Source organism: Lentzea sp. NPDC036955, assembly GCF_055608005.1.
In genome coordinates this window covers 100,180-114,297 of sequence record NZ_JBVJRC010000004.1, presented here as the reverse complement: position 1 = coordinate 114,297, position 14,118 = coordinate 100,180, and the positions used below count along the sequence as shown (strand labels likewise).

Below are 14,118 nucleotides of genomic sequence, written 5' to 3'. Positions count from 1 at the left end.
CGGTCTCAGCGATCGTGTGCGCAGTCACCGGACGAGCGTAACCCTGAACAGCACAAATCGCCGCTCCAGAGCCTGAAATGGCAACGAATGCGGTGCAATCCCGCCAACTACCGTCGAATCATTAAGGCAACCAGCTGACTTTGCCGCGCAACATTGTGTAGCCCACGAACGCCACCACGTCGAGGATGGTGTGAGCGATCACCAGCGGCCACAACCGCCTGGTCCGCTGCCAGTAGAAGCCGAACACCAGCCCCATCACCAGGTTGCCGACGAACCCGCCGAAGCCCTGGTAGAGGTGGTACGAGCCGCGCAGCACGGCCGCCGCGAACAGCGCTGTGTACCGCCGCCACCCCAGCTGTTCGAGCCGGGTGATCAGGTACCCGACGACGAGCACCTCCTCCGCCCAGGCGTTGCCGGCGGCGGCGAGGACCAGCGCCACGCTCATCCACCACTGGTCGTCCAGGGTGGACGGTTGCACCGCGAGGTTCAGCCCGAGCCCCCACGCGGCGAAGTAGAACGCGAGCCCCGGGATGCCGATGACCGCGGCGAGACCCAGCGCGCCGAGCGAGTCGGCGAGCTTGCGGGTGCCGTCCAGGCCGACGACCCGCAGCTTGATCCCGGTGCGCCACAGCAGGTAGAGCCCGATCCCGCCCCACGCGGCGAGCTGCAGCACGCTCAGCAGCTGGGCGACGAGGTCGAGCAGGTCGGCACGCGCCTGCGGGACGTTGATCGCGACCGACTGCTGGTTGAGCGGGGTCGGCTGGAGCAGGCTGTCGACCAGTCGCACGAGGCTGCGCAGGCCGGACAGGCCCAGCGTCATGCTGAAGACGATCAGCAGCTCGATCCGGTAGCCGCGCTTCTCGGCGTCGGGGATGAGCGCAGGTTCGGTCACCCGGCTGACGCTACCTCGGTGATCAGCGCTGGGAGAGGAACGGGCAACCCATCAGGCGGCGCAGCTCGGCGGCGAGCTCGGTCGGCGTGCTGACCGGCCTGGAGAACGCGATCCGCACGTCGTGGTCGTCGCACTCCGCCTCGACCCGCAGCCGCAGCCCGAACCGGTCGAGCCCGAGCGGCCGCACGTGCCCGTTCCGCAGCTCCTCCGGCAGGTGGCGGGCCAGCTGGCCGACGACGTCGCGGTGGGCGGCCTCCAGGTGGCGCAGCCAGTGGTCCTCGTTGCCGCAGAACGGGTCCGGTGTCGCGCTCGCGAACTGCTCCGGCCGCACCGACGACGTGCCCTCGGCGTCCGCGATCACCAGCGAGGCGGGCGTCAGCCGCAGCACCGTGGCGCCGTGACCCGCGTCGAGCAGCCGGTGGTCGGCCCGCACGTCGGCGACCGCGAGGACCTCGTCGCGCGCCTCCTGGCCGTCGAGCGCGGTGACCCAGCCGGTGAGCCACAGCAGGCCGCGGACGGGCTCGCGCAACGCCACCGGCGCCTGGTCGGCGATCTCCAGCATCGCCGTCACCTCGGCGCGCGGGGCCTGCCACAGCTGACCGACCAGCGGGTGCTCGTCGGCCAGCAGCAGGATCGCGGTGCCGCACGGGTGGACGTGGTGGAACAGCGGACTGGTCCGCGTTCCCGCCTGGGGGAGCAGCGCGGCGCTGCCACCGCGAGCGGCGATCGTGCGCGCGCGCTCGGCGGCATGCGGGGCCGGCGGGCGCCTTGTCTGGGTGTCGGTCACCGCTGCACCTCCTCGAAGGTTAGGCAAGCCTAACTTAGCCGTGCTCGTCCTGGGAAGCGTCACCTGTACGGTGGACAGGTGGTCGTGCCCAACAAGCCGTCCACCGAGGTGACGGCGCTCGATGACCAGTGGACCCGGCACTGCGTCGACCGGGCGAGCCGCCGTGCCCTGGTGTGGACCGTCCTGGCCGGTGCGGCCTTCGTCCTCCAGTTCGTCCTGGTGCTCACGTGGTCGTGGTCGTCGCCCGTGGCGCTGCTGCTGCTCTTCTTCGCGGCAGTCGTGCTCTGGCGGGTGACACGCCGTCGACCGGTGCGTTTACCGGAAGGCGAACCGTGGCATTTCGCTCGTGCGGAGTGGGAAGGAGGGCGTCTGGTCGTGATGGGGTCACCGCCTCTCTTGCTGACCGTGCACGTCGGTCCGTTCCTGCGCGGGCGGATCGCGCGGCACAAGCGCGTCTGGTTCGTCCCGCCGGACGCGGCCGGCAACACCGTCGTCACCTTCCGGGGAGTTCCCCAGCTCATCCCTGCGCGCGTGCACACATGATGCTCGGGACGTGGAGCGACACCTGCCTCGCGCGAGCCGACCGCCGCGCGGTCGGGCACATCCTGTTCGGGGTCGCGGTCTTCTGCGGCGTGCTGTGGGTCGACTGGATCTGGCTCACCGTGCTGTCCGTGCCGGTCGTGCTGGAGCTCGCCGCACCCGGCCTGCGGCACTTCTTCCAGCGCCGCGGCACGCGCCAGCTCATCGAGCGCTTCCCGTGGCGGCAGGTCGGGGTGCGGTTCGTGCCCGGCAAGCGCATCGGGCGACAGGCCTACCTGCGCGTCGACGGCTCGGAGAACGACCTGCGGCTGCCCGAGATCCCCGAACGCGCCCGCGTCCTGGTCCGGCACACCGGCCGGATCTGGGTCGCCGGACCGGACGAGCGCGGCCGGGTCGTGGCGATGACCCGCGGTCTCGCGTTCCTGGTGCGCGGCCGGGTCGTGGACCGCTAGCGGGCTAACGGCCCGTCGCGATGCCCTCGGACTCCGCCCACTGCGTGAGGTCGTCCTTGCGCAGCGCCGCCGCCAGCAGCTCCGGGAACTTGTCCGGCGTGCAGGCGAAGGCGGGCGCTCCCAGCGCGGACAGCTTCGCCGCCAGGTCGTGGTCGTAGGCCGGGGTGCCGCTGTCGCTCAACGCCAGCAGGTTCACCACCGTGACACCGCTCGCGACCAGCTCGCGCACCCGGCGCTGCAGCTCGGTCTCCGACCCGCCCTCGTACAGGTCGCTGATGATCACCACTACCGTGTCCGTCGGCCTGCGGACCTGCGTCTGCGCGTACGCGACCGCGCGGTTGATGTCCGTGCCGCCGCCCAGCTGCGCGGAGAACAGCAGGTCCACCGGGTCGTGCAGCAGGTCGGTGAGGTCCGCGACCTCGGTGTCGAACACGACGAGCCGGGTGGAGACCGAGCGGATCGAGGCGAGCGCCGAACCGAGGACGGCGGCGTGCACCAGCGAGTCCGCCATCGAACCCGACTGGTCGACCAGCAGGACCACGTCCCGCATCGCCGCGGCCCGGCTGCGCCTGCGGTGGCCGATCAGGTCCTCGACGACCACCGTCCGGTGCTGCGGCTGGTAGTTCTTCAGGTTCGCCTTGATCGTGGTCGCCCAGTCGACGTCCGGCAGCTGCGGCCGGTGCGTGCGCTTCGACCGGTCCACGGCACCCCGCACGGCCTCGACGAGCCGGTCGGCGATCCGGCGCTCGATGTCCTCGACCACCTTGCGGACCACGGCCTTCGCGGTGTCGCGGGTGCGGGCCGGGATCGCGCGGGAGAGCTGCAGCAGCGTGCTCACCAGGTGCACGTCCGGTTCGACGGACTCCAGCAGCTCCGGTTCGAGCAGCAGCTGGCGCAGGCCGAGCTTCTCGACCGCGTCCCGCTGCATGACCTGGACGACCGAGGTGGGGAAGTACCTGCGGACGTCGCCGAGCCACCGGTGCAGCTGCGGCGAGCTGGCGCCCAGACCCGCACCGCGGTCACCGCCGCCGCCGTAGAGACCGGTCAGCGCGCCGTCGCGGCGTTCGTCGTCACCGTCGAGCTGGGCCACGTCCTCGGCGCTCGGTCCCAGCAGCAGACGCCACCGCCGCAGGCGCTCCTCGGTCATTTGAGAGCGGCCGCCACTTCTTCGGCCGCACGCACGACATGAGGGCCCACGACGTCCGCGTCGAGCTTCTCCAGCGCCACCACACCCACGGACGCCCGCAGGCCCGGTACGCCCCGCACGGGCGCCGCGACGCCGTACGCGTTCGGTTGCAGCTCACCCGCAGAGACGACCCACAGCTCGCCCGGCTGCGAGATGGCCTTGCCGGCCGCCCCGCGGTGCACCGGGTGGCGGGAACCCACCCGGTACGCCACGTGGAAAGCGGTCCACGACGGTTCGACGACGGCGACGGCCTGCGCCTCACCGCCGTCGGCGACGGTCAGGTGCGCGGTGGCGCCGACCTTCTCCGCGAGCTCGCGCAGCGCCGGGTTCGCCGCCATCCGCAGCTGCGGCAGCACGTTCGCCGCGAGCCGCAGCACGCCCAGGCCCAGCCGGACCTTGGACCCCTCGCGGCGCACGAGCCCGCGCGCCTGCAGGGGCACCAGGAGCCGGTAGACGGCCGCCCTGGAGGCGCCGATGGCCGTGGCGAGCTCGGAGATCGAAGGAGCCTCCGACTCCGCCTCCGCGACAGCCTGGAGGAGCGCCAGACCCCGTTCCAGGGTCAGCGAGCTCTCCTTCGTCGCTCCGACCATCACGCACTCCGAACTGTGCCCACCACCTCGGCGAGACCGACCACCGAACCTCCCTCGCCGGGCGCCGTCGCGGTCAGCCTGACCGTGTCGCCGTCCTCCAGGAACGTCCGCGTGGAGCCGTCGTCGAGCTTGAACGGTTCCTTGCCGCCCCAGCTCAGTTCCAGGAACGAGCCGCGTTCGTCCTTCTCCGGCCCGGAGACCGTGCCGGAGGCGAACAGATCACCTGGGCGCACGGTAGCCCCGTTCACCGTCATGTGGGCGAGTTGTTGCACAAACGACCAAGACATCTCGCGGAACGGCGGCCGCGCGACGATCGTGTCGTTCAGCTCGACCGTGATGGTGATGTCCAGACCCCACGGCTGGTCGCAGGTCAGGTAGTCGTGCAGCTTGTTCGGCAGCGGCGGGGTCGGCACCCGTGCCACCGAGAACGCCTCCAGCGGCGTGATCCAGGCACCGATCGACGTGGCGAACGACTTGGCCAGGAACGGGCCGAGCGGCTGGTACTCCCATGCCTGGACGTCGCGCGCCGACCAGTCGTTGACCAGCGCGACGCCGAAGACGTGCTCGGCCGCGCGGCTGGTCGACACGTTCGCCGCCTGCGGGCCACCGCAGACGAACCCGACCTCGGCCTCGATGTCGAGCCGTTCGGACGGGCCGAACTTCGGGCCGTCGCTGCCGCGCTTCTGGCCGTTCGGGCGCTTGATGTCCGTGCCGGAGACGTACACCGTGCCCGCGCGGCCGTGGTAGCCGATCGGCAGGTGCGTCCAGTTCGGCGTGAGCGGGTCGCCGTCGGGGCGGAACATCCGGCCGACGTTCTCCGCGTGGTGCATGGAGCTGTAGAAGTCCACGTAGTCGCCGACCGTGAACGGCAGCTTCGCGGTGTCGATGGGCACGAGCTCCGCACCCTTGGGAGCGGACGTCCCCCTGACGATCTCGCGCAGCTTCGCCCGCAGCGCGCTCCAGACCGGACGGCCGGCCTTGAGCAGGTCGTCGAGCGAGTCGCCCTGGACGTACTCGCTGCACTTGCCGAGCCCGAGCGTCTTCAGCAGCAACGCCTGATCGCCCACGCGCACGGCGACACCGTCGGCCACCACGCCGTAGGGCAGGGTCTGCGGGCCGAACGGCTGGTCCTCGGTGAAGTTCGGGTCGCTGATCCAGCTCACAGCAGTCCCAGCTCCTCGAGGTCGGCGACCGGCTCGGAGAGCGAGCACGAGCCGTAGCTCGCGAAGACGCCGCGGACCGCGTGGGCGGCCTGGTCGCTCAGCGCCTTGGCCTCGGCGGTGAGCGCCGCGGCGTCGGTGCTCGCCAGCGCCTCGCGCACGTCCCGGCCGCTCAGCGATCGGGCCGTGGCGACGAGGAGGTTCAGGAAGCCGTGGTGGGTGAAGCCCTGCTCGTCGGTGTAGCGGACGGCCCGGTGCAGGCCGGCGGTCGCCTTGAACGCGACCCCGCCACCGCTGACGACGGACAGGAAGTCACCGACCTCCTCGACGCTCGGGAAGTTCTCCTGGCTCAGCCCGCCGCAGCGGAGCTTGGGCCAGCTGCCGTGCTCGATGACCCTGCGCACGCCGTCGAGCCACTCTGGCCCGCCGCGCCGGGGTTCCACGACGCGGATGACGTCCTCGGGGACGAACTCCGACACGCGTTCGAGCCACACCTCGTCCACATCGGACGGTGCGGGCATCTCGACCATGCGCAGGGCGAGCAGCTCACTGCGCGACTCGACGATCGACACGGCCTTCGGCACGCCGCCGAGGCCGGTGTCGATCACGAGGCTCAGTGCGATCGGTTTGGGGGGCTTGACCTTGATCAGCTCGGTGATCAGCTCGGCGAGCCGGGAGGCCGGGCACAGGAAGAGACCCATGACGCCAGACCACTCGCCGACTCGTCCGTCGAGGTGACCGCGCACCGCGTCGGGCATCGACGCGTTCCCCGGAGGGAACAGCGCGGCATCGTCCACAAGCCTCGCGAGCAGGGGCGGAGTACCGCGCGGACCGGGCGCACGGAGTTCGACAGCGCTTGACACGGCTGACACGCTAGCCGGGTATCGGTAAGTGAACAAAGATGTCCGATAGTCGAACGCCCGGAGAGACGTCATGGCCTACTACCGCCAGGTCGGGGAGATCCCCCGAAAGCGCCACACCCAGTTCCGCAAACCGGACGGTGGGCTCTACGCGGAAGAGCTGATGGGGGTCGAGGGTTTCTCCGCCGACTCGGCGCTGCTCTACCACCGGTACCTGCCCACGGCGATCGTCAACGCGGAGACCGTGAAGGACGAGCGCGGGACCGTGGCGCCGAACCTGCCGTTGAAGCCGCGGCACTTCAAGACGCAGGACCTGACCTGGGCCTCCGACGAGGTCGACGCGGTGACCGGGCGGCGCCGGCTGTTCCACAACCCCGACGTGACCATCGGCTTCGTCCGCGCCTCCGCGCCGTCGCCGTTGTACCGCAACGCCTCCGGTGACGAGCTGCTGTACGTGCAGTCCGGGTCCGGCGTCGTCGAGACGATCTACGGCGCGCTGGAGGTGGGCGACGGCGACTACGTCGTCATCCCGACCTCGTGCACCTACCGGGTCGTGCCGTCGGAGCCGATGTCGTTGCTGGTGCTGGAGGCGACCGGGCACATCGGGCCGCCCAAGCGCTACCTGTCGAAGGCCGGGCAGTTCCTGGAGCACTCGCCCTACTGCGAGCGCGACATCCGCGGGCCCGTCGAGCCGCTGCTGGTCGAGGGCACCGACGTGGACGTGCTCGTGCGGCACCGGGCCGGGCTGACCAGGTTCACCTACGCCAACCACCCGTTCGACGTCGTCGGCTGGGACGGGCACCTGTACCCGTGGGCGTTCAACATCCGCGACTTCGAACCGATCACCGGCCGCGTGCACCAGCCGCCGCCCGTGCACCAGACGTTCGAGGGACCGAACTTCGTCGTGTGCTCCTTCTGCCCGCGCAAGGTCGACTACCACCCGCTGGCCGTTCCGGTGCCCTACAACCACGCGAACGTCGACTCGGACGAGCTGATGTTCTACGTGGGCGGCAACTACGAGGCCCGCAAGGGCTCGGGGATCGGCATCGGCTCGATGTCGCTGCACCCGTCCGGCTGCACGCACGGGCCGCAGCCGGGAGCGGTCGAGGCCTCCCTGGGCGTCGACTACTTCGACGAGACCGCGGTCATGGTCGACACGTTCCGCCCGCTGGAGCTCGGCGAGGCCGCGGAGTCGTGCGAGGACCCGGCCTACGCGTGGACGTGGGCACGTCGGGGTCCGGCCTGATTTTCTGTCGGGGGTGCTCGCTAGTTTGGTCGGGTGAGGACACGTGCCGTTCCGACGCGCTGGCAGGGCCTGGGCAAGGCCCTGCCGGTGCTGTGGGGGCTGTACACCGGCTCCGGCTCCGTGCCGTACCGCGTGTGCGTCGACCTCGCGGCGGGGTCGGCGAAGTGCACGTGCCCGTCGCGGAAGTTCCCGTGCAAGCACGCGGTGGGGTTGCAGGAGCTGGACCTGCCCGACGCGCTGCCACCCGAGTGGGTCGAGGAGTGGACCGCCCGCCGCGCCACCCGTGAGCTGGACGCCTCACCGGAGGCCGTCGCACGACGGGTCCGCGCGCGGGAGAAGACGGCGGCGAACCGGGCCGCCGCGATGTCGTCCGGGATCGACGGCCTGCGCGACTGGCTGCTGGACGTCGCCTCCGCGGGGATCGCGTCGCTGCCGGGCCGCCCCGCGTCGTGGTGGCAGGCGTTCACCGCGCGCATGATCGACGCGCAGGTCCCCGGCGTGGCCGCGGCGGTGGGCGAGATCCACGAGATCGTGGCCCGCTCGGGCCCGTCGTGGACCTCGGACGTCGCCGACCGCCTGGGCGGCCTGCACCTGCTGTGCGCCGTGCAGCCGCGGTCGCGCCTCGGCGTGACGGTGCCGGAGGAGACCGTGCGGTCCGGACCCGGTTGGTCCGACCGCTGGGTGGCGCTGCTGCGCCTCGACACCGACGACGGCAGGGTCCGGACCGTCCGGCAGTGGTGCTGGGGCCGTCAGACGGGCCGCTGGGTGGTCGCAATCCGCCATTCCGCGGTGGGTGCGCCGGTTCCGCTGCTGCCGCACGGCCTGGAGTCCTCCGCCGAGGTGCACCCGTACCCCGGCTCGGACCGCGTGGCGCTGGGGGAGCTGGCCGGTTCCCGCGCGCCGGACCCGGTGCCGGCGCCGCCGTCGTGGCGGACGTCCCTGGCCTCCCTGGAACCGATGCTGCTGGCCGACCCGTGGCAGCGCCTGTTCCCGCTGGGCTGCGCCTCGGTGCGCCTCTGCGGCAGCTCCCTCGCCGACCCCTCCGGCCACGCGCTGCCGGTCCGCGACGACACCGGCCTGGACATGGCGCTGGCGTTGACCGGCGGCGAGCCGTTCGACGCGTGGGGCCTGTGGGACGGCCACGTGCTGCGGCTGGGCGCGATCGCGGTGGACGGCCGCCTGGAGGTGGTGGCATGACCACGCCGCCGCCCCGCGTTCGACGGCCGCTGGTGGCCGCGACTGCGCTGTCGCGCGCCTGTTCCGGCGCGCTCGCCGCCTTGCCGCCGACCTGGCCCCCGAGGCGCGCCCTACGGCCGCCGGTGGCCGCCGCTGCGCTGGCACCCGCCCGTTCCGGCGGGCTCGTCGCCGTGCTGCCGTACGCCCGCCTCGGCATGCCCGTCGCCGCGCCCGTCCCGCACCACCCCGGCCAGATCGTCATGGCTGCCTCGCCGCACCTCGTCGACGGCCTCGCCGCCCCTCCGACGCTCCGCGCCCGCCACCTCGGCTCCGCGCCACATCGCCACCCGCGCGTCGACCACCTCGGTTCCGCGCTGCGCCGCCACCACCCGAGCCTCGCGCCTGGTGCCCACCACCTCGGTTCCGCGCCGCGCGCCCACCCCGGCCCCGCCGCGCGCCGCCACCACCCGAGCCCCGCGTCCGGCGTCCGCCACTCCGGCCCCGCGCCACGCCCCCACCCCGGCCCCGCCGCGCGCCACCACCACCCAAGCCCCGCGCCGCGCCCCCACCCCACCCCGGAGGTGGCCGCGTGAAGGCCGACTGGTCCGCCGCGGTCCAGAACCTCCTCCTCGGCACGGCCAGGGGCGGCGGCGACCCCGCCGAGCTGCTCTCCGACTGCGCCGCCCTCGGCGTGGCCGCGTTCGGTGCCACCCTGCCGCCCGAGACGTCCGCCGACCCGCTCCCGCCCGCCCCGCGGGAGACCGCCGCCTTCCCCAGGCCGGCTGCCAAGGCCGTCCTCGAAGCGATCATGAGCCTCGACGACGAGGTGCTGCTGACCGAGTGGTGCGCGCTGGCCAAGGCCGGCGGCGTCGTGGCGGAGCACCGGATGCTCCCGGCGCTGCTCGCCCTCGGCACCGCGCGCCCCGGCCTGCGGGCCGCCGTGGTCGAGGTGCTCGGCACGCGCGGCCGCTGGCTCGCGAACACCCGTCCCGGCTGGGCCTGGGCCAGCGGGGCGGCGCCGCTCGTCGACGAGGTGCCGCTCGACGAGGTCCTCGACCTGCCCAGCGCCCAACGGGTCCGTGCGCTGCGCCGCAAGCGCAAGGCGGATCCGGCCGGGGTCGGCGCGTTCATCGCGGCGGAGTTCGCGGCCTCTCCCCGCGCGGCCGACCGGCAGGTGCTGGTCAGCGCGCTGGAGACCGGTCTGAACGAGCAGGACGAGCGGCTGCTCGAAGCGGCGCTCGACGACAAGACCGCCGCCGTGCACGACGAGGCCCTCCGGCTCCTGCGGAAGCTGGGGCGGACGCGCCTCGCCGCCCGTGCCGCCCACCGGCTGCGCCACGGCCTGCGCCTCACCGCGGACGGGCTCGACGTCCGGCCCGACGGGCTGTGGACCGGGCCGGCCGGTCCACCGGAGCTGCGCGACCTCATGCGCGACGGGTCCGAGAAGGGCGTGGGCGGGCGCATCCGGGCCGCGGCCGCGAGCGTGCCGCCGTCGTACTGGACCTCGACGCTCAAGGCCGACGACGCCAGGGCGGCCGGCATCCTGCGGAGGGGGCCGTGGGCCGCCGCGTTGCTCAGGGGAGTGGCCGACCAGCTCGCCGCCGCGCAGGACCCGCGGCCGTGGGCCGTTGCCGCCGCCGAGACGCTGACCGGCATGGAGCAGCTCGAGATGCTGGCGGCGTTGCCGGCCGAGGTGGCCGAGCAGGCGGTCGTGGCCGTGTCGAAGAACTGGCACTACGACCTGCTCGACCACGCCTGCTCCCAGCTGCCGGCGCCCTGGTCGCCGGAGACCACCAGGGCGCTGCTGCACCGCTACGCCGCGCTGCCCGACCCGCGCTGGCGGTCCGGCAGGCCGCCCAACGTGCTGCTGGCCAGGGGTGACGCGGACCTGCTCGGCGCCAGCTGGGAGGCTCTGACCCGTCGCTGGCCGGAGAGCTCGCTGGAGCTGGAGGTCCTCGGGCTCCGGATCCGCTTGCGCGAATCGTTCGCACCACCGATCCAGGAGGCACCGTGACCGCCGTGCTCAGGCCGACGGCCGAACAGCAGTACGCCGCCGAGCTGGCTGCCGTCGCGGCCCACGACGACCGCGAGAAGCCGCCGAACTGGCGGTTGTCGCCTCGGGCGGTGGTCACCTACGTCCTCGGCGGCACGCTTCCCGACGGCACGGTCATCAGCCCGAAGTACGTCGGCGCGCGGAGGCTGGTCGAGGTCGCGGTCGGCACCCTGGTCACCGACCGCGCGCTGCTCCTGGTGGGGGTGCCGGGCACGGCCAAGTCGTGGCTGAGCGAGCACCTCGCCGCCGCCGTCAGCGGTGACAGCACCCTCGTGGTGCAGGGGACCGCGGGCACGAGTGAGGACCAGGTCCGCTACGGCTGGAACTACGCGCGGCTCATCGCAGAAGGCCCCAGCCACAACGCCCTGGTGCCCAGCCCGGTCCTCAGGGGCATGCAGCAGGGGGCGGTGGTCCGGGTCGAGGAGCTGACCCGCATGCCGTCGGAGGTCCAGGACTCGTTCATCACGGTGCTGTCGGAGAAGTCGCTGCCGGTGCCGGAGCTCAACACGCAGGTGCAGGCGGTGCCGGGCTTCACGGTCATCGCCACGGCCAACGACCGCGACCGCGGCGTCAACCAGATGTCGTCCGCCCTCGCGCGCCGGTTCAACACCGTCGTCCTCCCGCCGCCCGCGACCGAGGACGCCGAGGTCGAGATCGTCATCACCAGGGCCCAGCAGCTCGGCAGGGCGTTGCAGCTGCCCGCCGAGCCGCCGGCGCTCGACGAGGTGCGCAGGGTGGTGCGGATCTTCCGCGAGCTGCGCAACGGGTCCACCGTGGACGGCCGGACCCAGCTGAAGAAGCCCAGCGGCAGCCTGTCCACGGCGGAGGCCATCTCGGTCGTCGCCAACGGCATGGCGCTGGCCGGGCACTTCGGCGACGGCACGCTCGGGGCGGACGAGCTCGCCAACGGCCTGATCGGCGCCGTCATCAAGGACCGCGTGTCGGACGCGACCGTGTGGCAGGAGTACGTGGAGACCGTGCTCAAGGAGCGGGCCGAGTGGCGTGACCTCTACCGGGCCTGCCTGGACGCCGGCGGTGAGTGAGCCGGTCCTCCTCGGCATCCGGCACCACGGGCCCGGCTCTGCCCGCATGGTCCGGCGGGCGCTGGAGCAGACGCGGCCCGCGCTGATCCTGGTCGAGGGGCCGCCGGAGGCGGACGCGCTGCTGGAGCACGTCCACGCGCTCACGCCGCCGGTCGCGGTCCTGCTGCACGACGAGGCGGAGCCGGAGAACGCCGCGTTCTGGCCGTTCGCGGAGTTCTCGCCGGAGTGGCAGGCGTTGCGGTACGCCGACGCGAACGGGGTCGGGGTGCGGTTCTTCGACCTGCCGGCGGCCGCGTCGATCGGGGACGACGGGCCCAGCGGCACCGTCGACCCCATCGGGCTGCTGGCGGAGGCCGCCGGGTTCGACGACCCCGAGCGGTGGTGGGAGGACGTCGTCGAGCACAGCGCCACGGACCCGCTCGACCTCGCCGCGGCCATCAGCGAGGCGATGGTGGCGGTGCGCGGCGAGTTCGAAGGCGAGGTCGGCGAACGCACGTTGCGCAGGGAAGCGTTCATGCGGCAGACGATCCGCAAGGCGCGCAAGCAAACCGACGGGCCGATCGTCGTCGTCTGCGGTGCGTGGCACGTGCCGGCGTTGTTGCAGAAACCGACGGTCGCGCACGACACGGCGTTGTTGAAGGGCTTGCGGCGCAGGAAGATCAGCGGCACGTGGGTGCCGTGGAGCCACGGTCAGCTGGCCGCGGAGTCCGGCTACGGCGCGGGGGTCGACTCGCCCGGCTGGTACGCGCACCTGTGGCAGCACCAGGAGGACGTGGTGCCGCGGTGGTTCGCCAAGGCGGCCGCGGTGCTCAGGGAAGAGGACCTGCCGGCGTCCACGGCGAGCGCGGTGGAGGCGGTCCGGCTCGCGGAAACCCTTGCGGCGCTGCGGGAACGGCCGTCCGCCGGGTTGAGCGAGGTCACCGAGGCCGCGCTGGCCGTGCTGTGCGGCGGCGACGAGGTCCCGCTCAAGCTCGTCCACCGCAAGCTCGTCGTCGGCGAACGCCTCGGCGAGGTCGGGGAAGCCGTCCCGCGGTCGCCGCTGGCGACGGATCTCCAGCGCCTGCAACGGAAACTTCGCCTGCCCGCCGACGTGCAGCCCAAGCAGCTCAAGCTCGACCTGCGCAAGGACACCGACCGCGAACGGTCGAAGCTCCTGCAGCGGCTGGAGATCCTCGGCGTGCCGTGGGGGAAGCCGGACCGGTCGAACTCGCTCGGCACGTTCGCCGAGGTGTGGCAGCTGCGCTGGGACCCGGTGTTCGCGGTGTCCGTCGCGGTCGCCGCACGGCACGGCACGACCGTCCACACGGCAGCGGAGAACGTGCTGACCCAGGCCGCCGAGCAGGCGAGCCGGGTCGCCGAAGCCGCGGGAACGCTCGGCAAGGCCGTCGGGTGCGAGCTGCCGGGTGCCGTCGCCGCCGCCCGGGACGCGCTCGACCGGTGCGCCGCGCTCGCCACCGACGCCCTCGAACTGCTCGCCGCCCTTCCCGACCTGGCGCGGACCGTCCGCTACGGCTCCGTCCGCGGCACCGACCCCGAGCTGCTGCGCGTCGCCCTGCACGGCCTGCTGACCCGCGGCGCCGTCGGGTTGCCGCTGGCCTGCCGCAACGTCGACGACGAGACGGCGGAGCACGCGCTCGCCACCGTCGACGGCGCCCACGAGGCCACCCGGCTCGCCGCCGACGAGGAGCACCAGGCCACCTGGTGGCGGGCCCTGCACGCCCTGGTCAAGGCGGAGGCGCACGGCCTGCCCACCGGCCGCGCCACCCGCCTGTTGTGGGAGGCGGGGGAGCTGACCAGCGACGACGTCGCGGCGAAGCTGCACCGCTCGGTCGCGACGGCGTTCGTCGCCGGCTTCCTGCGCGGGTCGGCGACGCTGCTGGCGGCCGACCCGCGGCTGTTCGGGCTGATCGACGAGTGGCTGACTGGTCTGCGCGGTGACGCGTTCGACGACGCGCTGCCGCTGCTGCGCCGCGCCATCACCGACTTCACCCCGGCCGAGCGGCGGCTGCTCGGGGAACGGGTCGTCGCCGGTGCCGCGCCGCAGCCGGTGGCCGACGGCGAGTGGGACCTCGGCATCGCCGAACGTCTCGCCGCCCACGTCCGCGGCCTGCTGGCCCGAGTTTGACGATCTTC

General features: G+C 73.0%; 14 protein-coding genes. 8 read left to right on the top strand and 6 right to left on the bottom strand.

Annotated elements, in window-relative coordinates; genetic code table 11:
- Positions 1–121 precede the first annotated feature (121 nt).
- On the bottom strand, positions 122–820 hold the full coding sequence (locus ACZ7CF_RS13905; protein WP_458434269.1) for a CPBP family intramembrane glutamic endopeptidase: 699 nt from the start codon (positions 818–820) through the stop codon (positions 122–124).
- Positions 821–914: 94 nt separating this feature from the next.
- Complete coding sequence (locus tag ACZ7CF_RS13900) at positions 915–1,679, bottom strand: DUF2470 domain-containing protein (protein ID WP_470369719.1); 765 nt, start codon at positions 1,677–1,679, stop codon at positions 915–917.
- 78 nt (positions 1,680–1,757) lie between these two features.
- Between ACZ7CF_RS13900 and ACZ7CF_RS13895 the strand changes: the two genes are divergently transcribed.
- Positions 1,758–2,222 carry a hypothetical protein gene (locus tag ACZ7CF_RS13895; RefSeq protein ID WP_360397002.1) on the top strand — a complete coding sequence of 155 codons (465 nt, stop codon included), beginning with the start codon at positions 1,758–1,760 and terminating at the stop codon, positions 2,220–2,222.
- Positions 2,219–2,671, top strand: a complete 453-nt coding sequence (locus tag ACZ7CF_RS13890) for a hypothetical protein (protein WP_360397001.1) — start codon at positions 2,219–2,221, stop codon at positions 2,669–2,671. The genes ACZ7CF_RS13895 and ACZ7CF_RS13890 overlap by 4 nt, the downstream gene beginning before the upstream one ends.
- Positions 2,672–2,675: 4 nt before the next feature.
- Here ACZ7CF_RS13890 and ACZ7CF_RS13885 read toward each other — a convergent pair whose 3' ends face one another.
- From ACZ7CF_RS13885 to ACZ7CF_RS13870, 4 genes are read right to left on the bottom strand one after another with little or no spacing between them, the layout of a single operon-like run.
- A complete protein-coding gene (locus ACZ7CF_RS13885) occupies positions 2,676–3,818 on the bottom strand; it encodes a VWA domain-containing protein (protein WP_458429784.1) in 1,143 nt (380 codons plus the stop codon).
- Positions 3,815–4,447 carry an IclR family transcriptional regulator gene (locus tag ACZ7CF_RS13880; RefSeq protein ID WP_360396999.1) on the bottom strand — a complete coding sequence of 211 codons (633 nt, stop codon included), beginning with the start codon at positions 4,445–4,447 and terminating at the stop codon, positions 3,815–3,817. Before ACZ7CF_RS13880 ends, ACZ7CF_RS13885 begins: the two co-directional genes overlap by 4 nt.
- Positions 4,447–5,610 carry a fumarylacetoacetate hydrolase family protein gene (locus ACZ7CF_RS13875; RefSeq protein ID WP_458429783.1) on the bottom strand — a complete coding sequence of 388 codons (1,164 nt, stop codon included), beginning with the start codon at positions 5,608–5,610 and terminating at the stop codon, positions 4,447–4,449. Before ACZ7CF_RS13875 ends, ACZ7CF_RS13880 begins: the two co-directional genes overlap by 1 nt.
- Complete coding sequence (locus tag ACZ7CF_RS13870; RefSeq protein ID WP_470369718.1) at positions 5,607–6,470, bottom strand: hypothetical protein; 864 nt, start codon at positions 6,468–6,470, stop codon at positions 5,607–5,609. The genes ACZ7CF_RS13875 and ACZ7CF_RS13870 overlap by 4 nt, the downstream gene beginning before the upstream one ends.
- A 70-nt stretch (positions 6,471–6,540) precedes the next feature.
- On the opposite strand from ACZ7CF_RS13870, the gene ACZ7CF_RS13865 reads away from it, so the two are divergent.
- The 6 genes from ACZ7CF_RS13865 to ACZ7CF_RS13840 are packed head-to-tail and all read left to right on the top strand — an operon-like array spanning position 6,541 to position 14,110.
- Positions 6,541–7,713 (top strand): homogentisate 1,2-dioxygenase, encoded by a 1,173-nt coding sequence (locus ACZ7CF_RS13865; RefSeq protein ID WP_360396996.1) that lies wholly within the window; start codon positions 6,541–6,543, stop codon positions 7,711–7,713.
- Positions 7,714–7,746: 33 nt separating this feature from the next.
- Positions 7,747–8,910: an SWIM zinc finger family protein gene (locus ACZ7CF_RS13860; RefSeq protein ID WP_470369717.1), complete on the top strand. Its 1,164-nt coding sequence runs from the start codon at positions 7,747–7,749 to the stop codon at positions 8,908–8,910.
- Complete coding sequence (locus ACZ7CF_RS13855) at positions 8,907–9,482, top strand: hypothetical protein (protein WP_470369716.1); 576 nt, start codon at positions 8,907–8,909, stop codon at positions 9,480–9,482. Before ACZ7CF_RS13860 ends, ACZ7CF_RS13855 begins: the two co-directional genes overlap by 4 nt.
- Positions 9,479–10,903, top strand: a complete 1,425-nt coding sequence (locus ACZ7CF_RS13850; protein ID WP_470369715.1) for a DUF5691 domain-containing protein — start codon at positions 9,479–9,481, stop codon at positions 10,901–10,903. Before ACZ7CF_RS13855 ends, ACZ7CF_RS13850 begins: the two co-directional genes overlap by 4 nt.
- A complete protein-coding gene (locus ACZ7CF_RS13845) occupies positions 10,900–11,985 on the top strand; it encodes an ATP-binding protein (protein WP_470369714.1) in 1,086 nt (361 codons plus the stop codon). Before ACZ7CF_RS13850 ends, ACZ7CF_RS13845 begins: the two co-directional genes overlap by 4 nt.
- On the top strand, positions 11,978–14,110 hold the full coding sequence (locus ACZ7CF_RS13840) for a DUF5682 family protein (protein ID WP_470369713.1): 2,133 nt from the start codon (positions 11,978–11,980) through the stop codon (positions 14,108–14,110). The genes ACZ7CF_RS13845 and ACZ7CF_RS13840 overlap by 8 nt, the downstream gene beginning before the upstream one ends.
- Positions 14,111–14,118 lie beyond the last annotated feature (8 nt).

What these genes read in the sequence shown, in the direction of transcription:
- ACZ7CF_RS13865 (WP_360396996.1), top strand. Translation starts at nt 6,541, where the DNA reads ATGGCCTACTACCGCCAGGTCGGGGAGATCCCCCGAAAGCGCCACACC.
- ACZ7CF_RS13880 (WP_360396999.1), bottom strand. Translation starts at nt 4,447, where the DNA reads ATGGTCGGAGCGACGAAGGAGAGCTCGCTGACCCTGGAACGGGGTCTG.
- ACZ7CF_RS13885 (WP_458429784.1), bottom strand. Translation starts at nt 3,818, where the DNA reads ATGACCGAGGAGCGCCTGCGGCGGTGGCGTCTGCTGCTGGGACCGAGC.
- ACZ7CF_RS13905 (WP_458434269.1), bottom strand. Translation starts at nt 820, where the DNA reads ATGACGCTGGGCCTGTCCGGCCTGCGCAGCCTCGTGCGACTGGTCGAC.
- ACZ7CF_RS13855 (WP_470369716.1), top strand. Translation starts at nt 8,907, where the DNA reads ATGACCACGCCGCCGCCCCGCGTTCGACGGCCGCTGGTGGCCGCGACT.
- ACZ7CF_RS13890 (WP_360397001.1), top strand. Translation starts at nt 2,219, where the DNA reads ATGATGCTCGGGACGTGGAGCGACACCTGCCTCGCGCGAGCCGACCGC.